The sequence below is a fragment of the Gilliamella sp. Fer1-1 genome, from assembly GCF_001690825.1.
In the GTDB taxonomy this organism is placed as follows: Bacteria; Pseudomonadota; Gammaproteobacteria; order Enterobacterales; family Orbaceae; genus Gilliamella; species Gilliamella apicola_C.
Genome location: NZ_LZGX01000034.1, coordinates 24984 through 49096, shown reverse-complemented (window position 1 = coordinate 49096; position 24113 = coordinate 24984). Strand labels below are relative to the sequence as shown.

General features: G+C 37.1%; 18 protein-coding genes. 14 read left to right on the top strand and 4 right to left on the bottom strand.

Annotated features, from left to right (window positions below; translation table 11 throughout):
* Window positions 1-465 precede the first annotated feature (465 nt).
* The 6 genes from rne (at window position 466) to metA (ending at window position 8019) form a co-directional block, all read left to right on the top strand.
* Window positions 466-3186, top strand: a complete 2721-nt coding sequence (rne, locus tag A9G28_RS04630; RefSeq protein ID WP_065579909.1) for a ribonuclease E — start codon at window positions 466-468, stop codon at window positions 3184-3186.
* Between the two features lie 72 nt (window positions 3187-3258).
* A complete protein-coding gene (locus A9G28_RS04625; RefSeq protein WP_065579908.1) occupies window positions 3259-4194 on the top strand; it encodes an ABC transporter permease subunit in 936 nt (311 codons plus the stop codon).
* Window positions 4187-5047 carry an ABC transporter permease subunit gene (locus A9G28_RS04620; RefSeq protein ID WP_065579907.1) on the top strand — a complete coding sequence of 287 codons (861 nt, stop codon included), beginning with the start codon at window positions 4187-4189 and terminating at the stop codon, window positions 5045-5047. Before A9G28_RS04625 ends, A9G28_RS04620 begins: the two co-directional genes overlap by 8 nt.
* Before the next feature lie 2 nt (window positions 5048-5049).
* Window positions 5050-6045, top strand: coding sequence for a peptide ABC transporter ATP-binding protein (locus A9G28_RS04615; RefSeq protein WP_065579906.1), 996 nt, complete (start codon window positions 5050-5052; stop codon window positions 6043-6045).
* Window positions 6046-6062: 17 nt separating this feature from the next.
* The gene (locus tag A9G28_RS04610) at window positions 6063-6875 is read left to right on the top strand and encodes a peptide ABC transporter ATP-binding protein (RefSeq protein WP_065579905.1); all 813 of its coding nucleotides are present in this window, start codon (window positions 6063-6065) and stop codon (window positions 6873-6875) included.
* Between the two features lie 211 nt (window positions 6876-7086).
* Window positions 7087-8019 carry a homoserine O-acetyltransferase MetA gene (gene metA / locus A9G28_RS04605; protein WP_065579904.1) on the top strand — a complete coding sequence of 311 codons (933 nt, stop codon included), beginning with the start codon at window positions 7087-7089 and terminating at the stop codon, window positions 8017-8019.
* A gap of 150 nt (window positions 8020-8169) precedes the next feature.
* Here metA and dtd read toward each other — a convergent pair whose 3' ends face one another.
* From dtd to rpsT, 4 genes are all read right to left on the bottom strand, one after another.
* Window positions 8170-8604, bottom strand: coding sequence for a D-aminoacyl-tRNA deacylase (gene dtd, locus A9G28_RS04600; protein ID WP_065567417.1), 435 nt, complete (start codon window positions 8602-8604; stop codon window positions 8170-8172).
* A 7-nt stretch (window positions 8605-8611) separates the two neighbouring features.
* Entirely contained in the window at window positions 8612-9454 is an 843-nt protein-coding gene (locus tag A9G28_RS04595) for a virulence factor BrkB family protein (protein ID WP_065579903.1), read from the bottom strand.
* Window positions 9455-9463: 9 nt separating this feature from the next.
* Window positions 9464-10087, bottom strand: a complete 624-nt coding sequence (locus A9G28_RS04590) for an SPOR domain-containing protein (RefSeq protein WP_065567419.1) — start codon at window positions 10085-10087, stop codon at window positions 9464-9466.
* A gap of 121 nt (window positions 10088-10208) precedes the next feature.
* Window positions 10209-10472 (bottom strand): 30S ribosomal protein S20, encoded by a 264-nt coding sequence (rpsT, locus tag A9G28_RS04585; protein ID WP_065567420.1) that lies wholly within the window; start codon window positions 10470-10472, stop codon window positions 10209-10211.
* A 226-nt stretch (window positions 10473-10698) separates the two neighbouring features.
* On the opposite strand from rpsT, the gene pgk reads away from it, so the two are divergent.
* The 8 genes from pgk (at window position 10699) to rpoC (ending at window position 24083) form a co-directional block, all read left to right on the top strand.
* Window positions 10699-11862 (top strand): phosphoglycerate kinase, encoded by a 1164-nt coding sequence (gene pgk / locus A9G28_RS04580; RefSeq protein WP_065567421.1) that lies wholly within the window; start codon window positions 10699-10701, stop codon window positions 11860-11862.
* A gap of 74 nt (window positions 11863-11936) precedes the next feature.
* Window positions 11937-13016, top strand: a complete 1080-nt coding sequence (fbaA, locus tag A9G28_RS04575; RefSeq protein WP_065567422.1) for a class II fructose-bisphosphate aldolase — start codon at window positions 11937-11939, stop codon at window positions 13014-13016.
* A 195-nt stretch (window positions 13017-13211) separates the two neighbouring features.
* Window positions 13212-13640: a 50S ribosomal protein L11 gene (rplK, locus tag A9G28_RS04570; RefSeq protein WP_065567423.1), complete on the top strand. Its 429-nt coding sequence runs from the start codon at window positions 13212-13214 to the stop codon at window positions 13638-13640.
* A gap of 3 nt (window positions 13641-13643) precedes the next feature.
* Window positions 13644-14345 (top strand): 50S ribosomal protein L1, encoded by a 702-nt coding sequence (gene rplA, locus A9G28_RS04565; RefSeq protein WP_065567424.1) that lies wholly within the window; start codon window positions 13644-13646, stop codon window positions 14343-14345.
* A gap of 230 nt (window positions 14346-14575) precedes the next feature.
* Entirely contained in the window at window positions 14576-15073 is a 498-nt protein-coding gene (gene rplJ / locus A9G28_RS04560) for a 50S ribosomal protein L10 (protein ID WP_065567425.1), read from the top strand.
* 59 nt (window positions 15074-15132) lie between these two features.
* Window positions 15133-15501 carry a 50S ribosomal protein L7/L12 gene (gene rplL / locus A9G28_RS04555; protein ID WP_065567426.1) on the top strand — a complete coding sequence of 123 codons (369 nt, stop codon included), beginning with the start codon at window positions 15133-15135 and terminating at the stop codon, window positions 15499-15501.
* Between the two features lie 246 nt (window positions 15502-15747).
* Complete coding sequence (gene rpoB, locus A9G28_RS04550; protein WP_065567427.1) at window positions 15748-19776, top strand: DNA-directed RNA polymerase subunit beta; 4029 nt, start codon at window positions 15748-15750, stop codon at window positions 19774-19776.
* Window positions 19777-19865: 89 nt separating this feature from the next.
* A complete protein-coding gene (gene rpoC / locus A9G28_RS04545; protein WP_065579902.1) occupies window positions 19866-24083 on the top strand; it encodes a DNA-directed RNA polymerase subunit beta' in 4218 nt (1405 codons plus the stop codon).
* The last annotated feature ends 30 nt before the right edge of the window (window positions 24084-24113 follow it).

The following is a 24113-nucleotide window of genomic DNA, read 5'->3' as shown; positions in this document are numbered from 1 at the left end:
AATTTAATTTTCTTGCTATCCTTGGCTGAAACGTTAATAATAGTGGCGGGTAGTTTTACCCTTGTAATGCAGCAATGGCGTTAGACATTACAGTTTGTCAAAATAAAATAGCGTAAGTAGAATCATTATAATGAGATAATATGTTTATTTTAAACAATTGCAGAAAGATTAAGTTTGTTTGCTAAAACCAGTAAAATATTCAGGTTTGCAAATTAACCATATTAATAGCTTCAATAAATTATATACTTAGCATTTTACAAAGCGTTGTGTCTGATGCGCTATGTTGATGCTGTGTAAGCGGTATCGGGTTCACATAAAATAATAACAAAAATAACATAAATAAAATAATGAATGCCGTATACAAATATTTAGTTAAGTACCATTATTTATCATTGTTAAAATAATCACTTATCAATAATAAGATTCTACCTACAGTTAATTAAGATTAATGAAGAGTGTAGAATAATGAAAAGAATGTTAATCAACGCAACCCAGCAAGAAGAGCTGCGTGTTGCGCTTGTTGATGGTCAACGCTTGTATGATTTAGATATCGAAAGCCTTGGACATGAACAAAAGAAAGCGAATATTTATAAAGGTAAAATCACTAAAATTAACCCAAGTTTAGAAGCTGCGTTCGTTTCTTATGGTGGTGAGCGCGATGGATTTTTACCTTTAAAAGAGATTGCTGAAAGTTATTTCCCATCTAATATTTCAGGTCGTCGTAGTATAAAACATCTGCAAGAAGGACAAGAAGTCCTTATCCAAATTGAAAAAGAGATTCGCGGTAAAAAAGGCGCGGCTTTAACAACTTATATTAGCTTAGCAGGTAGTTATTTAGTCTTGATGCCTAATGATCCTCGTGCTGGTGGTGTGTCGCGCCGTATTGAGGGTGAGGAACGAGCTGATTTAAAACGTATTATTGATGCCATCGAAAAACCTAGAGGTATGGGGGTAATAGCTCGAACTGCGGGTGTTGGCAAAAGCCAAGAAGAGTTACAACAAGATTTAGATGCATTGGTTAACTACTGGACGGCAATTCAGAATGAAGCTAAAAAGCATCAAGCACCCAGTTTAATTCACAAAGAAAGCGATATTATCACGCGAGCATTTCGTGATTATTTACGTGATGATGTGGGCGATATTTTAATTGATAATCCTAAAGTGCTTGAAATTGCTAAAAAACGGTTAGCCGATTTAGGGCGAGTTGAGTACGTGAGCCGCTTAAAGCTTTATGAGGGAGATGTGCCGTTATTTAATCATTTCCAAATTGAAGGTCAGATTGAGTCGGCATTCCAACGTGAAGTTCGCTTGCCTTCTGGCGGTTCAATTGTGATTGATGCCACTGAAGCGCTTACAGCTATCGATATTAACTCAGCTAAATCAATCCGTGGTAGTGATATTGAAGAAACTGCATTTAATACTAATCTTGAGGCGGCTGAAGAAATCGCTCGTCAGTTACGTTTACGTGACTTAGGTGGTTTGATTGTTATCGACTTTATTGATATGACGCCTGTTCGTAATCAGCGTGAGGTGGAAAATCGCCTGAAAGAAGCAATGAAGACAGATCGTGCTCGTATCCAAACAACCCGTATTTCACGCTTTGGTTTGCTCGAAATGTCTCGCCAACGATTAAGTCCTTCATTACGAGAAGCAACTCATCATATTTGCCCTCGTTGTCAGGGCACAGGCACTGTTCGTGATAGTAACTCATTGTCTTTATCTATCCTTCGATTAATTCAAGAAGAGGCGATGAAAGATAATACCGTACAAATTGATGTTATTGTTCCAGTACCAATAGCCAGTTATTTACTCAACGAAAAACGTCGGGCTATTACTAATATTGAAAGAATGCACCCTGATGTCAAAATTGTGATTGCTGGTGATGAAGAGATGGAAACGCCTCTCTATAAAGTGATTCGTAAGCGTGTCGGTGAAGAGACTGATGTGTTAAGCTATAATCTTCCAAAATTGATTCGTGAGCTTGAAGAAGAGGAAGATGAGCAACAAGCTGTTGAAGTTATTGTTGAGCAAGCGGTATTATCAGGTCCAAAAGTTGAGGCATGTGTCGCACCAAAAGAAAAGGCTGAGCCAAAAGCTAAAAAATCAGGTAGCCTATTTAGTGGATTATTTGGTAAATTGCGTAAACTGTTTGTCACAGAAAAAGTGGAAATTCAGCCAGAGGTTAAACCGAAAGCGGCTAAAAGACGCGATCAACGTTCAAACAATCGACGTCAACGTAATAACCGAAACAACAATTTGGCTGGTAACACGAATACCGTTGCAACAAGTTCTACTGAAGAGGGCAAACCGTCGAGTAGAAATAATCATCGCAGAGCTAAACAAAATAGTAATGCAAATGCTAACCTTGCAAACTCAGCAAATCATTTTAAAGCTGATAAAACCTTGGATGAGGCGGTACCCCCAAAACAGCGTGAGGCTAGACCAAGGCGCCAACAACGCGCATTAACGAAAAGTGTTCGCGTAAAAAATGTTGATATAACCAGACCAATTGAACAAGAAAGAGTCGTTATTCCTTCTTTATTGTTGCCAATTATTGTTTCTGAATCAGCGCAATACAATAATATTGCATCGGAAGCTCAACCGAAGCGCCAGCGTCGTACTTCACGGCATTTACGCATGAATGGACAACGGAATAAGCGCCGAGCCCGTAATGTGGAGCTAAAGCAGTCACCAATGCCGCTTCCATTTGCAGCAGCATCATTAGAATTAGCATTAGGTCGAGTGGCAGTTGATTACAGCCAAGTTGATTACAGCCAAATAGTAAGTGATGCACCAAATACTGTGGTACCTGTTATCCCTTCGCTCTTACTTCCTGTTATTGTAAAAAATGAAGAGGAAGTAAATCGTGTTGCTAGTGTTGATAGCGTTATTGTCGATACGCAACCAAAAAGTTCTTTATTTGCAAAAACGCAAGATCACTTGAAAGATAGTCAGAAAAATAGTAATCATAATGATTTGGCAATTAATGATTCACCATCAACAGGCTATTCTTCTTCTGTGATGACTAAAGCACCTGCGCCACAATATGTGGCTTGTGATGTTGGAATAAAATCGCGTGAAGAATCAAATTACCATTTTGAGGGTAAAGGCCATGCTGGTGGTTTAAGCGCACAAAATCATGCTTATGCTGCAGCAAGTAAACCGGTGATACCGGATAATCAATAAGTAAATTAAAGCACGGTGAGCTATTTTTATGCCACCGTGTTTTATTTACTCAAATAGCAATAAAGATAAATAATGATTATCTATATTTTCAAAAAAATAGTAACCTGTTTATTTATTATCTGCGTGTTGGCTCAGATTAGCTTTTGTTTAGTTTATTTTACCCCCCATTCAATGTTTAATTTTAACAATCTAAGTTTTGTCGATAGTTATTGCGTTTTTTTTAAACAGTTACTGCAAGGGCAATTTAGATTATTAACGGGTGAAACTGTGCCGTTTTTTCACACCTTATTGGCTACATTTGAACTTTGTATTCTCTCTTTATTCGTGGCTTTATTTATTGGGTTACCTTTGGGGATCTTTCTAGGGCTTAGTCATATTAATTGGCTAAATAGTACGATTCGTTTAGGATCTTTATTATTGTATTCTTGCCCTATCGTTATGTTGGTTGTTATCGTCATGTATTGGTTATCACCAACTTGGTCGATATCGATGAATTTTGATGTGTCACCAGTAGTTGCTGGCACTTCGTTATTGGATATTTTTGGCGCGTCAAAAACTTTTAAATGGCACGTATTATTTGAGCAACTGCACTATTTGTTTTTGCCTATCATTATTTTAGCCATTCAACCGTGCATTATGACAATTCAATTAATCAGCCAAAATGTGAAAAGCATATCGCGGCAGAATTTTATAAAAATGGCGATTATTCGTGAGCGATCGCCATTTAAAGTTTTGCGTCGACACTTGTTGCCTAATTCAATCCCAGCGACTATTCCTCTGTTGACATATAATACAACTACACTGTTATTTTCAACTATGGTAATTGAAATTTTGTTTAATCGAATAGGATTGGGGCAATGGGTGATGATCGCGTATCGTCATCACAATTATTTTATTATATCTATTGCAATTCTAGCTTGTGGTTCTGTCATTAGTTTATTAACGTTATTAGGTGAAATTTTGGCAGTTGCTATTTATCCTTTGCGTCATAAGGAACATTATGTTTAGGCTAGCTAGATTACTTAAAAATATAAAATTAAGCTTTAATCGCTTACATAGTAATCTTTACTTAATTGTTGGTTTTTATGGCATATTAGCGATCGCATTTATTGCATTATCAACTAAATGGTTTTTTCATGCCCATTTAAATCCTATCTATCCCTCTCGGTTACCGCCTGCTTGGTGGCCCAATGGTGATATCAATCATATATTAGGCACGAATGCTAAAGGGCAAGATATTTTTGATTATTTGTTAATCGGTTATCGTTCGACTATGTCAATGACATTAAAAGTAGTATTTTATGTGGTTGCTGTTGGCGGATTAATTAATTATTTAATGTTTTTTATATCATTTATACGACCTTTCGTATTATTTATTTTTAAATTTTGTATGGTCGTACCGCCGCTACTTGGTGTGATTGTAATTAGTCTATTATTAAAAGATGATATTACTAATATGTTATTGGTGATTGGATTTTCTTATAGCCCTCGCTTTATTTACAATATTCATCAACGCGCTATCAACGAATGGAATAAAACGTATATTACGGCTTACAGGCTTGATGGATTATCTTCATTTGCAATCTTAAATCATTATATTATACCTAACATTTTACCAGTTTATTTGACTGAAATTGTTTCATTATTTTCTTCAATTATTTTAGCTATCACCACTATAACTTTTTTAGGCTTTGCTAATGATGTTTCTCGTCCAGATTTGGGAATGATGATGTTTCAAATGAAAGATATCATTGCAACCAATTATTTGGCCTTTTTATCTCCAGGCATTGCGGTTTCAGCAACAATTATTTTGGTTTATTTATTCAACTTTGGATTGTATGGTCGCCGAGCAGGACATTAACGATGGCTTTGTTAGATATTCGAAATTTAACCATTGAATTTATTACCCCTGATGGTCTTTTACGTGCAATTGACCGGATTAATCTAAAATTATCTGAAGGTGAGATTCGTGGCCTTGTTGGAGAGTCTGGTTCAGGGAAAAGCCTTATTGCTAAAGCTATTTTAGGGGTTACTAATCATAACTGGAAAATTTCAGCAGATCGCTTTTATTTTAATGATATTGATCTTCTTAAGCTAACGCCTAGGCAGCGACGAAAAGTCATTAGTGCAAATATATCCATGATATTTCAAGAGCCTCAATCTTGTTTAGATCCTTCTATGAAAGTAGGGCAACAGTTAATAGACGCTATACCGAGAAGAACATTTAAGGGGCATTGGTGGCAAAGGTTATTTTGGCGTAAACATCGAGCCATTGAGCTATTACATCGAGTAGGAATTAAAAATCATCAGGAAATATTAAAATCTTATCCATTTGAATTGACTGAAGGTGAATGCCAGAAAGTTATGATAGCTATCGCATTAGCTAATCAGCCAAAACTACTTATCGCCGATGAGCCAACAAATGCAATGGAAGCAACAACCGAAGCGCAAATATTTAGGCTATTGGCTAGCATGAATCAGAATTTGGGCACAACTATCTTGCTTATTAATCATGACCTGCAAATGGTAACTAGATGGACTGATCGTATTAATGTGCTTTATTGTGGTCAAACGGTTGAAATTGCGAATAGTGAAGATTTAATTAAATCACCTTATCATCCATATACTCAGGCTTTGATTTATGCGATTCCTGATTTTGGTAAATCAATGCCTCATAAAAGCCCATTAAATACCTTGCCAGGGGTTATTCCATCTTTAGAGCATTTACCCATCGGTTGCCGTTTAGGTCCTCGGTGCCCTTATGCACAAAAAAAATGTATCCAAGCACCTGAGCTTATATCGTTAAAAGATCATGCTGTTGCTTGCCATTTTCCGTTAAATACTGATGAGTTGCCATAAATAATAGGAATATAAAGATGAGTCCAATATTAAAAGTACGCAATTTATCAAAGCGATTTAAAATCCCCAAAGGGCTTTTTGGTCATTTGCAAATTAATGCGGTTAATCCTATCTCGTTTTCATTAAATGAAGGCAAAACTCTGGCTATTATTGGGCAAAATGGCTCAGGAAAGTCTACTTTAGCTAAAATGCTAGTTGGTATGATAAAACCCGATAGTGGTGATATTTGGATTGATGGTAATAAAGTTCAATATGGTGATTACAGCCATCGCTATCAGTTGATCCGAATGATATTTCAACACGTAGAAAGTTCATTTGATCCAAGATTACGTATTGGGCAATTACTAGAAATTCCACTTAAACGCAATGCGAATTATGATGCTCATGAACGTGAAAGGCTCATTAATAGCGTATTAAAACAAGTGGGGCTATTGCCTGAACATGCTTCGTATTATCCTTCGGTAATGGCGGCAGGACAAAAACAACGTGTCGCATTAGCTAGAGCATTAATTTTAAAGCCTAAAGTTATTATTTTAGATGAGGCTTTGGCTGCGTTAGATATTTCCATGCGTTCACAGATTGTTAATTTGATGTTGTCATTACAAGTTGAGCAAAATATTTCTTATGTTTATGTAACTCAAGATATTGGTATGATGAAACATATTAGTGATGAAATTTTAGTTATGCATAATGGCGATCTTGTTGAGTATGGCAATACAGCGGAGGTGTTAGCTTCCCCCCTCAGTGATATTACCCAAAAATTAATCAATAGCTATTTTGGTGAGGCTCTTACGGCTGATACTTGGCGTACTGATACAAGCGCTTTTTAAGCAAGCTCTCTTTATTTTTATTAACCTATGGTAGTAATGATAATATTTATTAATTAGCTATTGGCATGATTTTGTTTAAAATATTATGTTTATTATTGTCTAATAAAAAACCTCGACAAATGATCCAAAACACACTATATTTAGCTGTATAGATTTCTAGACGTCTGCTTTTAATGTTGAACATAATTTATCGTTGTTAGGAGCTTTTGTTATGCCTATTTGCATTCCTGATTCATTACCTGCTGTTGACGTGCTACGTAATGAAAATGTATTTGTTATGACTTCATCACGTGCTAATACACAAGAAATTCGCCCTCTTAAGCTTCTTTTTCTAAATTTAATGCCTAAAAAAATAGAGACAGAAAATCAATTTTTACGCTTACTATCTAATTCCTCTTTACAGATAAATATTCAATTACTACGTATCGATCAACGTGAGTCAAAAAATACACCAGTTGAGCATTTAAACAGTTTTTATTGTGATTTTGATGATATTCGCGAACAAAATTTTGATGGATTAATTATTACTGGTGCACCTTTGGGTAAAGTCGCTTTTTCTGATGTTGTTTATTGGCCTAAATTAACTGAAATTATAACGTGGGCAAAAGATCATGTGACATCGACTATGTTTGTTTGTTGGGCCGTTCAAGCTGCATTGAATATATTATATGATTTACCTAAATTTACTCGTGCACATAAGCTGTCAGGCGTTTATCAGCACCAAATTGCTCAGGCTAATGCAATTTTAACGCGTGGATTTGATGATACTTTTTTAGCTCCACACTCCCGTTATGCGGATTTTCCAATTGATAAAATTAGCAATTATACAGATTTAACCATCCTGGCAAAGTCCGATATGACAGGGCCTTATTTAATGGCAACCCCTGATAAACGTATGGCATTTGTAACAGGGCATCCAGAATATGACTCATTTACATTAGCTAATGAATATGTTCGTGATGTAAAGGCAGGTATGAATCCAGATATTCCTTATAATTATTTTCCTGATAATAACCCTGATATTGCACCAAAAGCAACGTGGCGTAGCCATGCATATTTGTTATTTAGTAACTGGCTTAACTATTATGTTTATCAGTTAACGCCATATGATTTGACTACTCGTAATTTAACGATTGATGATTAATTTAGTTAATGCTCATCTTCTACTTTGCTAGTATCCGATATGTTAAAATTAACAGGAAATTAAAAGAACTCATTTCAATTGTTGTTAATGAAATATAAAAAACAGCGATAATTTATCAAATATTAGCAAAATGTATTTTTGATTATATGGTTAAACTTGTAACCAAAATGTTACTGGACCATCATTGATCAAAGATACTTGCATGTCGGCGGCAAATTGTCCTGTTTTAGTTGATATTTTTTGTTGGCATTGTTCGACAAAAAATTGGTAAAGTTTATTTGCTTCATCAGGTTTTGCGCCTTTAGTAAAACTGGGACGCATTCCTTTTTTAGTATCTGCTGCCAGTGTGAATTGAGAAACAACCAATACTTCGCCGTTAGCTTGGCTAACATTTAAGTTCATCTTTCCTTCGCTATCACTGAAAATACGGTAACCTAATACCTTTTCACATAAACGAATTGCTTTTTGTTCGTCATCACCTTGCTCAACACCGAGTAAAATTAGTAAACCCTGGTTAATCTGCCCAACAATATTATTCTCTACTGTAACACTAGCTTGTTTAACTCGTTGGATTAAGGCGATCATAAATTAATTACTCCGATAATGGCTGGTTATCAACGCCATGCTTTTTTTGTTGGTTATAGTCAGTTAAAGTTGCAGCAAATTCAGTACCGAACAACACAATACACCAAGAAAAATAAACCCAAACTAACATAATGGGGATGGATGATACAACACCGTAAATAAGTTGATATGTTGGAAATGAAGTAACATATAGCGAAAAAGCACGTTTGCCTAATTCAAATAATATTGCAGCGACAAGCGCACCAATAAGTGATTCTTTTAATGGCACAGGTTCGGTCGGAATAATACTATAAAGTAACCAAAATCCGATCACCGAAATTATAAATGGCAGCATGTTGAGTAAAATAGTATTTGTTGCTGCTGTTGAAAACCATTTTAGTGAAAATATGTAAGAGCTGACAGCTATGCTAGAGCCCACTAAGATGGGTCCCAACGTTAAGATGGTCCAGTATATAGCTAGATTGTACATAAAAGAACGTTTTCGTTTAGTTTTCCAAATACGATTAAGTGTTGTATTAATGGAATTGATGAGCAGTAGAGATGTAACAATCAATCCAATTATGCCAACAAAGGTCATTTTTTTCGTATTAGTGATGAACTGCTCTAGGTAGCTTTGGATGGTATCACTAGCGGTAGGAACAAGGTTATTATAAATTAGTTGTTTTAATGATTGGCTAGCATCATCAAACATCGGGAAAGCGGACAGTAATGAAAATATAACGGTAATAAGGGGAACTAGTGCAAGTATCGTAGTATAAGCAAGCCCAGCAGAATAGGTTGTTAGGCGATCGTTATTGATCCTAACCCATAACATTTGGGTAAATAGCTGTATTTTATTAAGTAGTTTCATCGTTTTTTTCTAGTTAGAAATAACACAATTATTAATCCCATTATTATTTAATGAGTTTAATACGCTATTTGCTTCTTTTTTACTCGTATATGGTCCTACGGTGACACGATATAACTGACCTGAAGAAATGTTGCTACTAATGCCTGTCATCGCAAGCTTGGCTTTGAGTGTGTCGGCATTAGATTTATCCTTGAATGCTCCACATTGTAATAGCCATTTATTGTTAATAGTTGGCGCTGTTTGTGATGCTACGTTCGAAGTCTGATTTTGTATTGTATTTCCTGGTGAGGAAGGGGTAGCGATACGTGCATTATTAATAAAACTATCTAATATTTTTTGTCTTTCATTAGCAATAGAGCTTGATGCTAAGCCAGAACTAGCATTAGGCGCTTCTAATTCTTTTAGATATGTCCAGCGCTCTTGTGGTTGCTCTGGTAAAGTCATCACGGGCGGTTGCGTTTTTGCTTTTGGTCGTTCAATAGCTTTTTTAGGAGAATTATTTGCAATAAGATAAAGGATAGCGGAAAATAGAATAATGATAATAATAGCCAAGAACATCATCAAATTAGGCTTATTTTTTTGCTTGTTTTTTTTGGGTTGGCTCTTTTTTCTTACATAATCGCGCTGAACCACAATAAACTCTCTTCTATTATTTTATTAATATTGCGTGAATGATTAGTATACAAATAAAAAAAGTGGCTTACACCACTTTTTGTTATTTTTCTTTAACTATGATAGTTAACAGATAAATATATTATGCTAATGCTTTAATTTGTTTAATTAAATTTGCTTTATGACGTGCCGCTTTGTTTTTGTGAATTAAGCCACGAGACGCTTGACGGTCAACAACTGCTTGCATGTCTTTGAATGCTACTTCAGCTGTTTGTTTATCACCAGCTGCAACAGCTGCGTAAACTTTTTTAATATAAGTACGCATCATTGAACGGTTACTAGCATTATGTTTACGGCGTTTTTCGGATTGAACCGCACGTTTCTTAGCTGATTTGATATTAGCCAAAGTCAACTCCCAAGTTTGTATAAAAATTACATATTAATTAAGGTGGCAAAATATGCCTGATTTTATCCATTTTGTCAATGCCGTTGCACAAAAAAAATATAATTGGTAATTTTTTGTTTATAATAAATGTTTATTATTTGTTCATTAAAGTCTATAACCTAAAAAGAAATTTTATGTTAGAATAAAAAGAGTTTTATTTTTATTATATTTTATAAGAGGAAATCTCATGTCTATTATTAGAATGCAAGATCTTGATCTAAAAGGAAAACGCTTATTTATTCGCTCAGATCTTAATGTGCCGGTTAAAAATGGTAAGGTAACTTCAGATGCGCGTATTAAAGCATCACTACCTACTATTGAAGATGCCATTAAAAAAGGTGCTAAAGTAATGGTTACCTCTCATATTGGTCGTCCAACAGAAGGCGAATATAACCCAGAATTTTCTTTACAACCTGTTGTTGATTATTTAAAAGAACATGTGTCATTCCCTGTCCGTTTAGTCAAAGACTACCTTGATGGCGTTGATGTAAAAGAAGGCGAATTAGTCGTTCTAGAAAATGTTCGTTTCAATGTAGGTGAAGGTAAAGATGACGAAACTTTATCTAAAAAATATGCAGCGCTTTGTGATATCTATGTAATGGATGCATTTGGCACGGCTCACCGTGCCCAAGCCTCAACTCATGGTGCAGGTAAATTTGCGCCAGTTGCTTGTGCTGGTCCATTATTAGCCGCTGAACTTGATGCTTTAGGTAAAGCACTTGATAATCCAGCAAGACCAATGGTTGCAATTGTTGCTGGATCAAAAGTATCAACTAAGTTAACTGTACTTGATTCATTATCAAAAATTGCCGATCAAATTATTGTTGGTGGCGGTATCGCAAATACATTTATTGCAGCTGAAGGTTATGATGTTGGTAAATCACTTTATGAAGCCGATTTAATTCCTGAAGCGAAAAAATTAATGGCAAATTGTGAAATTCCAGTACCTACTGATGTCCGAGTTGCAACAGAGTTTAGTGAGACTGCAACTGCCACTGAAAAATCAGTAAAAGACGTTAAAGAAAACGAACAAATTCTTGATTTAGGCGATAAATCAGCTGAAGTATTAGCAGATATTATCAAGAACGCTAAAACCATTTTATGGAATGGTCCAGTGGGTGTTTTTGAATTCCCAAATTTCCGCCGTGGCACTGAAATTGTTGCGAAAGCAATTGCAGATAGCGAAGGTTTCTCAATTGCTGGTGGTGGTGATACTTTAGCCGCAATTGATTTATTTGGCATTGAAGATAAAATTTCTTATATTTCAACCGGTGGTGGTGCTTTCCTTGAGTTTGTTGAAGGTAAAAAACTTCCTGCTGTTGCAATGCTAGAAGCTAGAGCAAAAGCATAATATAGGTTCAGTGAAAAGGATGAGATAGTTACTCATCCTTTACTTTTTATATAAATAAATTTATAGGTAATAAAATGGCTACAAAGATTTCTGATGTTGTTAAACCTGGTGTTGTAACTGGTGACGATGTTCAAAAAGTTTTTCAAGTTGCACGTGAAAATAATTTTGCATTACCCGCTGTAAACTGTGTTGATACTAATACCATCAATGCAGTAATTGAAACAGCCGCTAAAGTTGGCTCACCTGTTATTGTACAGTTTTCTAATGGTGGTGCTCAGTTTATCGCCGGTAAAGGGTTAAAACTGGAAGGGCAAGAGTGCGCTGTTTTAGGAGCGATCTCTGGTGCCAAACATGTTCATCTTATGGCTGAAAAATATGGTGTGCCGGTTATTGTCCACACTGATCATTGTGCTAAAAAATTACTTCCATGGGTTGATGGATTACTTGATGCAGGTGAAACACATTTTGCTAAAACAGGTAAACCATTATTTTCATCTCATATGATAGATCTTTCAGAAGAGTCATTAAAAGATAATATTGATATTTGTTGTCAATACCTTGCTCGTATGTCAGCAATGAAAATGACTTTAGAGTTAGAATTAGGTTGTACTGGTGGTGAAGAAGATGGCGTTGATAATAGCCATATGGATAGTTCAGCACTCTATACTCAACCAGAAGATGTGGCTTATGCTTACGAACGTTTAAGTGCAATTAGCCCTCGTTTTACTATTGCCGCGTCATTTGGTAATGTACATGGTGTTTATAAGCCAGGTAATGTGAAATTAACGCCAAAAATTTTAGATAATTCACAAAAATATGTATCAGAGAAGTTTAACTTACCTGAAAAATCATTAAACTTTGTGTTCCATGGCGGATCTGGTTCTACACCAGAAGAAATTGCTGAAGCAGTGAGTTATGGTGTCATTAAAATGAATATTGATACAGATACTCAATGGGCTAACTGGGCAGGTGTGTTGAATTACTACAAAGCCAATGAAGCTTACTTACAAGGGCAATTAGGTAATCCTGAAGGTGCTGATGCGCCAAATAAAAAATACTACGACCCTCGCGTATGGTTACGTAAAGGTCAAGACTCTTTAGTTGCTCGTTTAGAGCTTGCGTTTAAAGAGCTTAACGCAGTTAACGTACTTTAAATTTATTGTTATTTCATTTAGTTGTAACTTAAAAGCAAGGTGTTTACCTTGCTTTGGTTATTTCTTTTTAAATAAATCTTGTAATTTTATCCGAGTTGTAGGATAATTTTGCCCTCATTTAACTTAGGGGAGCTGTCTATTTATTAATAGTTATTATTAATAGAGGCGTTTGCACCCGAGCACAGGAAACTAAAAATGGCAAAAAAAGTACAAGCTTACATCAAGTTGCAAGTTGCAGCTGGTGCAGCAAATCCTAGTCCGCCAGTTGGTCCAGCACTTGGTCAACATGGTGTTAATATCATGGAATTCTGTAAAGCATTTAATGCAAAAACAGAAAGCATGGAAAAAGGGTTACCAATTCCAGTTGTAATTACGGTATATTCTGACCGCTCATTTACTTTTGTAACCAAAACACCTCCAGCAGCTGTTTTATTGAAGAAAGCGGCTAAAATCAAGTCAGGTTCTGGCGAACCTAACAAGAAGAAAGTAGGTAAAGTAACGAGCGCGCAAATTCGCGAAATCGCAGAATTAAAAGCAGCTGATATGAATGGTGCTACTATTGAATCGATGATGAGTTCTATTGAAGGAACTGCACGTTCAATGGGCTTGGAAGTGGAGGGTTAATCAATGGCTAAATTATCTAAGAAAGCTAAACTTATCCGCGAAAAAGTGAACGCAACTAAACAATATGACATTAACGAAGCTATTGCCTTATTAAAAGAACTAGCTACTGCTAAATTTACAGAAAGTGTTGACGTGGCTGTAAATTTAGGTATCGATTCACGTAAATCAGACCAAAATGTTCGTGGTGCAATTGTGCTTCCACATGGCACAGGACGTAGTGTACGCGTTGCTGTATTTACTCAAGGAGCAAATGCAGAAGCAGCGAAAGAAGCTGGTGCTGAATTAGTCGGTATGGATGATCTAGCTGATCAAATCAAAAAAGGTGAAATGGACTTTGATGTTGTTATTGCATCGCCTGACGCTATGCGTGTAGTTGGTCAATTAGGTCAAATTTTAGGACCTCGTGGTTTAATGCCAAACCCTAAAGTTGGTACTGTAACCCCTAACGTTGCTGAAGCGGTAAAAAATGCTAAGGCTGGTCAGATTCGTTACCGTAATGATAAAAATGGTATTATCCATACAACTATCGGTAAAGCTGATTTTGATGCAGATAAGCTTAAAGAAAATTTAGAGGCATTACTTGTTGCTTTAAAACGTGCAAAACCAGCATCTTCGAAAGGTGTATTTATTAAAAAAGTTAGCCTTTCTACTACAATGGGTGCAGGTGTTGCAATTGATCAAGCAACATTAAATGCAAGTGTTTAATTAATTTAATAATTAAACAAAAAGATCGGTTGGTGTCTGGCCTTAACCAGACCCCGTCCAAGACCGTAGGTGTAGTTGAGTTTTGACTACTTAATTTTCCTACGTAGACGGTGACAGAGCCTGATAAGATATAATAGAGGGATTCTGCTCATCGTGGTTGTGCTAGCTACATATTGTAGTTAGTTAAAATAAGTCTAGGCTTTGCCTAGTATAATCCAGGAGCAATACCAATGGCACTAAATCTTCAAAATAAACAAGAAATTGTTGCTGAAGTTAATGAAATCGCCAAAGGTGCGCTATCTGCAGTTGTTGCTGATTCTCGTGGCGTAACTGTAGAAAAAATGACTGCATTACGTAAATCTGCTCGCGAAGCGGGTGTTTATATGCGTGTTGTTCGTAATACGCTATTACGCCGTGTTGTTGAGGGCACTCAATACGAGTGTTTGAAAGATACGTTTGTTGGTCCAACTCTAATTGCATTTTCAAGTGAGCACCCAGGTGCTGCAGCGCGTATTTTTAAGGCGTTTGCAAAGGAAAATGATAAATTTGAGATAAAAGCCGCAGCCTTTGAAGGTGAGTTAATTACTGCAGCGAACATTGATCGCTTAGCAACATTACCTACTTATGAAGAAGCATTAGCTCGCTTGATGTCAACCATGAAAGAAGCCGCAGCTGGCAAATTGGTTCGCACTCTTGCAGCGGTTCGCGATCAAAAAGAAGCAGCTTAATTAGCAGCTTGATTGTGAATTTTATTAATTAAAAAAATGTAAATTTAGGAAACTATATTATGTCTATCACTAAAGAACAAATTTTAGATGCAGTTGCTGAAATGTCTGTTATGGACGTTGTTGAACTTGTATCGATGATGGAAGAAAAATTTGGTGTTTCTGCAGCAGCAGCTGTAGCTGTAGCCGCAGCGGGTCCTGCTGAAGCAGCAGAAGAAAAAACTGAATTTGATGTAATCTTAAAAGATGTTGGCGCTAACAAAGTTGCTGTTATCAAAGCAGTTCGTGGTGCAACTGGTTTAGGCTTAAAAGAAGCTAAAGATCTTGTTGAATCAGCTCCAGCAACTGTTAAAGAAGCTGTTAGTAAAGCTGATGCCGATGAGCTTAAAAAGGCACTTGAAGAATCTGGTGCGGTTGTCGAACTTAAATAAGTTTATCGATAACACAGCAAATGGCTGGGGGTTTTATACCTCCAGCCTTTTTGCGCTATAATAAGTTAAAGAATTTTATTTGAAGATTATCAATAAAAGTAATAAAGAAATAGTATATTTATTAAGCCTAATCAATTGATATTTATAGATATTTTCGATGAGGTGTCAGGTGCCATCAGTTAGCGATAGTAATCCTGATGAATATTTAATCATGCTAGAATAGCAGATAAGCAAGTTGAGGAACTAATGGTTTACTCTTATACCGAGAAAAAGCGAATTCGTAAGAATTTTGGTAAGCGTCCACAAGTCTTGGATATACCGTATCTTCTTTCTATTCAACTTGATTCGTTCCAGAAATTTATTGAGCAAGATCCAGAAGGCCAATATGGCTTAGAAGCCGCATTTCGTTCAATATTTCCGATAAAAAGTTATAGCGGTAACGCTGAGTTGCAATACGTGAGCTTTAAGATGGGCGAACCTGTGTTTGATGTTAAAGAATGTCAAATTAGAGGGATCACTTACTCAGCACCGTTGCGTGTAAAATTACGTTTAGTGATTTATGATAAAGATGCGCCAGAAGGAACAGTTAAAGATATTAAAGAGCAAGACGTCTACATGGGCGAAATTCCTTTGATGACGGACAATGGTACATTTGTGATCAACGGCACCGAGCGTGTAATCGTATCGCAATTGCATCGTAGTCCTGGTGTGTTCTTTGATAGTGATAAAGGTAAAACACACTCTTCTGGTAAAGTTCTATACAATGCTCGGATTATTCCTTATCGTGGCTCTTGGCTTGATTTTGAATTTGATCCAAAAGATAATCTTTTCGCTCGTATTGACCGTCGCCGTAAGCTTCCAGCAACAATTATTTTACGTGCGTTAGGTTTTGAAACAGAAGAAATTTTAGATATTTTCTTTGAGAAAACCATTTTTGAAGTTGGTAAATCTAAGTTAAAAATGGATCTTGTTCCAGAGCGTTTACGGGGCGACACAGCACTATTTGATATTGAATCAAAAGGTAAAATTTATGTTGAAAAAGGTCGTCGTATTACTGCTCGTCACATTCGTGAGTTAGAAAAAGATAATGTTAGTAAAATTGATGTACCTGTTGAATATATCGTTAATAAAGTTCTTGCTAAAAATTATGTTGATGAAGCAACGGGCGAGGTAATTGCTTTTGCTAATACTCCAATTTCGCTAGAGTTATTACTTCAATTAACCAATGCGGGATATAAAAGAATAGAAACCTTGTTCACTAATGATTTAGATCATGGTGCATTTATTTCTGAAACATTAAATGTTGATTCAACGCGTGACCGATTAGGTGCGTTAGTTGAAATTTATCGCATGATGCGCCCAGGTGAGCCGCCAACAAAAGAAGCAGCTGAAGCATTATTTGATAATTTATTCTTCTCTGACGAGCGCTATGATTTATCTGCTGTTGGTCGTATGAAGTTTAATCGTTCTTTAGGTCGTGATGACATTGAAGGCGAAAGCGTTTTAACGAAAGATGATATCGTTGACGTGATGAAAAAATTGATTGCTATTCGAAATGGTCACGGTGAAGTTGATGATATTGACCATTTAGGCAATCGTCGTATTCGTAGCGTTGGTGAAATGGCAGAAAACCAATTCCGTATTGGTTTAGTTCGTGTTGAGCGAGCAGTGAAAGAGCGCTTATCTCTAGGTGATCTCGATTCGCTCATGCCACAAGATATGATTAATGCGAAACCAATTTCAGCTGCGATTCGTGAATTTTTTGGCTCTAGTCAGCTATCGCAGTTTATGGATCAAAATAACCCATTATCTGAAATTACGCACAAACGCCGAATATCTGCATTAGGTCCAGGTGGTTTAACTCGTGAACGAGCAGGGTTTGAAGTGCGTGACGTGCATCCAACGCATTATGGTCGTGTTTGCCCGATTGAAACACCGGAAGGTCCAAATATCGGTTTGATTAATTCATTAGCGGTTTATGCGCGGACTAATGAGTATGGTTTCTTAGAAACGCCGTATCGTCGAGTTATTGATGGCATCGTAACTGATGAAATTAATTATCTATCAGCGATTGATGAAAGTGAATTTGTGATTGCTCAGGCAAACTCAAACCTTGATGAAGATGGTCGCTTTAAAGAAGATTTAGTGACATGTCGTTTAAATGGTGAATCAGGTTTATATAGTCCTGAACAAGTTCATTATATGGACGTATCAACTCAACAAATCGTATCAGTTGGTGCCTCATTAATTCCATTCCTTGAGCATGACGATGCGAACCGTGCCTTAATGGGTGCGAACATGCAACGTCAAGCAGTACCTACGTTAAAAGCGGAAAAACCGTTTGTTGGAACTGGTATGGAACGTGCTGTAGCGGTTGACTCTGGTGTAACAGCAGTGGCTCGCCGTGGTGGTACAGTGCAATATGTAGACGCATCACGTATTGTCGTTAATGTTAACGCTGATGAGATATACGCTGGTGAAACAGGTATTGATATTTATAACTTAACTAAATATACCCGTTCTAACCAAAATACTTGTATTAATCAAATTCCATGTGTGGAATTAGGTGAGAAAGTTGAACGTGGCGATGTACTTGCCGATGGTCCATCTACTGACTTAGGTGAATTAGCATTAGGTCAAAACATGCGTGTGGCATTTATGCCATGGAATGGTTATAACTTTGAGGATTCTATTTTAGTCTCTGAAAAAGTAGTGCAAGATGATCGTTTCACCTCTATTCATATTCAAGAATTATCTTGTGTCTCTCGAGATACAAAGTTAGGTGCAGAAGAAATTACTGCTGATATTCCAAATGTGGGTGAAGCTGCATTATCTAAACTTGATGAGTCAGGTATTGTTTATATTGGTGCTGAAGTCCAAGGTGGCGATATTCTGGTTGGTAAAGTAACGCCTAAAGGTGAAACACAATTAACCCCAGAAGAAAAATTACTGCGTGCCATATTCGGCGAAAAAGCATCTGATGTTAAAGATACTTCGTTGCGTGTGCCAAATGGTGTTTCAGGTACAGTTATTGATGTTCAAGTGTTTACTCGTGATGGTGTACAAAAAGATAAACGTGCACTTGAAATTGAAGAAATGCAACTTAAACAAGCAAGAAAAGACTTGACTGAAGAGCTTAAAATCTTAGAAGCTGCACTATTTGCTCGTATTCGTGATGTGCTTATTTCTGGTGGCATCAAAGCAGATAAATTGGATGCTTTACCTCGTGAAAAATGGCTGACAATCGGTATAGCTAACGAAGATAAGCAAGCTCAATTAGAACAACTTGCTGAGCAACATGAAGAAATCAAAGCTGAATTTAATAAAAAGCTAGAAGCTAAACGCATGAAGATCACTCAAGGCGATGATTTACAGCCAGGAGTGCTTAAAATTGTTAAAGTTTACTTGGCGGTTAAACGTCAAATTCAGCCTGGTGATAAGATGGCGGGTCGTCATGGTAACAAAGGGGTTATCTCTAAAATTAATCCAATTGAAGACATGCCATATGATGACCAGGGTCGCCCAGTTGATATTGTATTAAATCCATTAGGTGTTCCATCTCGTATGAATATCGGACAAATACTAGAAACTCACTTGGGTATGGCCGCTAAAGGCATTGGTCAGAAGATCGACACTATGCTAAAAGAGCAGCAAGAATTAGCTAAATTACGTGAATTTATCCAAAAAGCGTACGATCTTGGTTTAGGCGCTGCACAAAAAGTGAATGTGGACGAATTTACGGATCAAGAAGTTATGACGCTTGCGCAAAACTTACGTAATGGTATGCCACTTGCAACACCTGTGTTTGATGGTGCTAAAGAGCAAGAAATTAAAGCACTACTTGATTTAGGCGATTTACCAACATCTGGTCAAATTACCTTATACGATGGGCGTACAGGTGAGCAGTTTGAACGTCCGGTAACTGTAGGTTACATGTATATGCTGAAATTGAATCACTTAGTTGATGACAAAATGCATGCTCGTTCTACTGGTTCATATAGTTTAGTTACTCAGCAACCATTAGGTGGTAAAGCTCAATTTGGTGGTCAACGTTTTGGTGAGATGGAAGTATGGGCACTTGAAGCATATGGTGCAGCTTATACCTTACAAGAAATGTTAACTGTCAAATCAGATGACGTAAACGGTCGTACGAAGATGTATAAAAATATTGTAGATGGCGATCATCGTATGGAGCCTGCGATCCCTGAATCATTTAATGTACTATTAAAAGAGATTCGTTCGCTAGGTATCAATATCGAGTTAGATGAAGAGTAATTTTGCTAACTTAAATGATTTCTATTTATAGGGATAACTTATTAGCAATAATAAGTTATCTAATTGGTTTAACTCCATAGGAGTCAATTGTGAAAGACTTACTAAAGTTTCTAAAAGCACAAACAAAAACAGAAGATTTTGATGCTATTAAGATAGGCCTAGCCTCTCCTGATATGATTCGCTCATGGTCTTTTGGTGAAGTTAAAAAGCCTGAAACAATCAACTACCGTACGTTCAAACCAGAACGTGATGGATTGTTTTGCGCACGTATTTTTGGACCAGTAAAAGATTATGAATGTTTATGTGGAAAATATAAACGTTTAAAACACCGTGGTGTAATTTGTGAAAAATGTGGTGTGGAAGTGACTCAAGCTAAAGTGCGCCGTGAGCGCATGGGGCATATTGAGCTTGCATCACCAACTGCGCATATTTGGTTTTTAAAATCATTACCATCTCGTATCGGTTTATTACTTGATATGCCACTACGTGATATTGAGCGTGTACTGTATTTTGAATCATTTATGGTTCTTGATGGTGGCATGACAAATCTTGACCGTGGGCAAATTTTAACGGAAGAACAATATTTAGATGCGTTAGAAGAGTTCGGTGATGAATTTGATGCGCGCATGGGTGCAGAAGCGATTCAAGAATTATTACGTAATATTGATGTGCAAGCAGAATGTGAAGCGTTACGTGATGAACTTGCTACCACTAATTCTGAAACTAAACGTAAAAAACTGACGAAACGTATTAAAATTATTGAAGCATTTATTCAATCAGAAAATAAACCTGAATGGATGATTCTAAACGTATTACCAGTGTTACCACCAGATTTGCGTCCATTGGTACCACTTGACGGTGGACGTTTTGCAACGTCAGATTTAAATGATCTTTACCGTCGAGTTATTAACCGTAATAATCGTTTAAAACGCCTATTAGATTTAGCCGCACCAGATATTATTGTACGTAACGAAAAACGGATGTTACAAGAATCAGTCGACGCATTATTAGATAATGGTCGTCGTGGTCGTGCTATTACCGGTTCAAATAAACGTCCACTGAAGTCTCTTGCTGATATGATTAAAGGTAAGCAAGGTCGTTTCCGTCAAAACTTGTTAGGTAAGCGTGTTGACTATTCTGGTCGTTCGGTTATTACTGTAGGTCCTTACTTACATTTGCATCAATGTGGCTTACCGAAAAAAATGGCACTTGAATTATTCAAACCATTTATTTACGGAAAATTAGAGCGTCGCGGTTATGCAACAACCATTAAAGCAGCGAAGAAAATGGTTGAACGTGAAGATGCAGTTGTTTGGGATATTTTAGATGAAGTTATCCGAGAACACCCAGTATTACTAAACCGTGCACCTACATTACATAGATTAGGTATTCAAGCATTTGAACCGATTCTAATTGAAGGTAAAGCGATTCAATTACATCCATTAGTCTGTGCGGCATTTAATGCGGACTTCGATGGTGACCAAATGGCGGTTCACGTTCCATTAACGTTAGAAGCACAATTAGAAGCTCGTGCGTTAATGATGTCAACTAACAATATTCTTTCGCCAGCAAGTGGTGAGCCTATTATTGTTCCTTCTCAGGACGTGGTTTTAGGTCTTTACTATATGACTCGTGATAAAGTCAATGCTAAAGGCGAAGGGATGATTTTAACAGGGCCTAAAGAAGCTGAAAAACTATATCGTTTAGGTTTAGTTGAATTGCACGCTAAAGTTAAAGTTCGTATTACTGAAAGCCAACATAATAGTGTGGGTGAGTGGGAAGATACTACCTCGGTTGTTGATACAACTGTTGGTCGTGCGATCTTATGGTTAATTATGCCAAAAGGAATGAGCTTCTCTGTTATCAATCAACCACTTGGTAAAAAAGCAATCTCTAAAATTTTAAATATCTGTTATCGCCAATTAGGCATGAAAGATACAGTTATTTTAGCTGACCAAATTATGTACACAGGGTTTGCCTATGCTGCGCGTTCTGGTGTATCGGTTGGTATTGATGATATGGAAATTCCAGCGAAGAAATCACAAATCATCAATGAGGCTGAAATTGAAGTTGCTGAGATTCAAGAACAGTTCCAATCAGGTTTAGTAACGGCAGGTGAACGTTATAACAAAGTTATTGATATCTGGGCAGCAGCCAATGAACGTGTTGCTAAAGCCATGATGGATAACTTATCAACTGAAAAAGTGATTAACCGTAAAGGTGAAGAAGAAGTTCAGTCTTCTTTCAATAGTATTTATATGATGGCCGACTCTGGTGCGCGTGGTTCTGCTGCACAGATTCGTCAGCTTGCTGGTATGCGTGGTTTGATGGCAAAACCAGATGGCTCGATTATTGAAACACCAATTACAGCAAATTTCCGTGAAGGGCTAAACGTACTTCAGTACTTTATTTCGACCCATGGTGCGCGTAAAGGTCTTGCCGATACCGCATTAAAAACAGCGAACTCAGGTTATTTAACGCGCCGTTTAGTTGATGTTGCACAAGACTTAGTGGTTATCGAAGATGACTGTGGCACTTTAGAAGGTGTGGTGATGACGCCAGTTATCGAAGGTGGCGATGTTAAAGAGCCACTTCGTGAACGTGTTTTAGGTCGTGTTACTGCTGAAGATGTGTTAAAACCAGGCAGTGCAGATATCTTAATTCCGCGCAACACGTTACTTGATGAAAGTAAATGTGACTTACTTGAAGCTGAATCTGTAGATAGTGTTAAAGTCCGTTCTGTTGTTTCATGTGATACTGACTTTGGTGTTTGTGCAAAATGCTATGGTCGTGATTTAGCCCGTGGTCACTTGGTCAATAAAGGTGAAGCAATCGGTGTTATTGCTGCACAATCAATCGGTGAACCAGGTACACAGTTAACCATGCGTACGTTCCATATCGGTGGTGCGGCATCGCGAGCAGCGGCGGAATCAAGTGTCCAAGTTAAAAACAAAGGTAGTATTAAATTAACTAATGCTAAATTTGTAACTAACCCAGACAAGAAATTGGTTATTACTTCGCGTAATGCCGAGCTAACCATTATTGATGATTTAGGTCGAATGAAAGAAACTTATAAAGTTCCTTATGGTTCGATTTTAAGCAAAGGTAATGGCGAGGCAGTTGACGCAGGTGAAACTGTTGCTAACTGGGATCCACATACAATGCCTGTTATCTCTGAGACTAAAGGGTATATTCGTTTTGTGGATATGATTGATGGTCAAACTATTACTCGTCAAACTGACGAATTAACAGGTTTATCATCTATTGCGATATTAGATGTAGCTGAACGTACTGGTGTAGGTAAAGATCTGCGCCCAGCAATTAAAATTGTTGATGCTAAAGGTGATGATATCTATTTGGCTGGTACAGAAATGCTTGCTCAATATTTCTTACCAGGTAAAGCATTAGTCCAGTTGGAAGATGGTGCTGAAATTAATATTGGTGACACACTTGCTCGTATTCCTCAAGCATCTGTTGGTACCAAAGATATTACCGGTGGTTTACCACGCGTTGCTGATTTATTTGAAGCACGTAAACCAAAAGAGTCTGCTATCTTGGCTGAAATTGATGGTATTATTTCATTTGGTAAAGAAACAAAAGGTAAACGTCGCTTAATTATCACGCCATTGGATGGTAGTGAACCATACGAAGAGATGATTCCAAAATGGCGTCAACTTAACGTGTTTGAAGGTGAACAAGTTGGGCGTGGTGATGTGATTTCGGATGGTCCTGAATCAGCGCATGATATTCTGCGTTTACGTGGTGTTAATGCGGTGACACGTTATATTGTTAACGAAGTTCAAGAAGTTTATCGTCTGCAAGGTGTAAAAATCAATGATAAACATATTGAAGTTATCGTACGACAAATGTTACGTAAGGCAACAGTTATTCATCCAGGTGGTTCTCGTCTGCTTGAAGGTGAACAGCTTGAAGTTTCTCGCTTGAAGATTATTAATCGTGAACTTGAAGCACAAGGCAAAGAGCCGATTGTTTACTTGCATGACTTGCTTGGTATTACTAAAGCATCATTGACGACTGAATCGTTTATTTCTGCTGCTTCGTTCCAAGAAACGACTCGTGTATTAACTGAAGCTGCAGTGGCTGGTAAGAATGATGAACTGCGTGGCTTAAAAGAAAACGTTATTGTTGGTCGATTAATTCCAGCAGGTACTGGTTATGCTTACCATAAAGAACGTTTACGTAAACGCGCAATGCCATCAGCCGATGAGGCTCCAACAACCATTTCAGCAGAAGAAGCAACAGCTAACTTAGCTGAATTGTTAAATTCTGCCGAAGAGAATCAATAATTTTTTGAACTCAATTTACAAATAGCACGC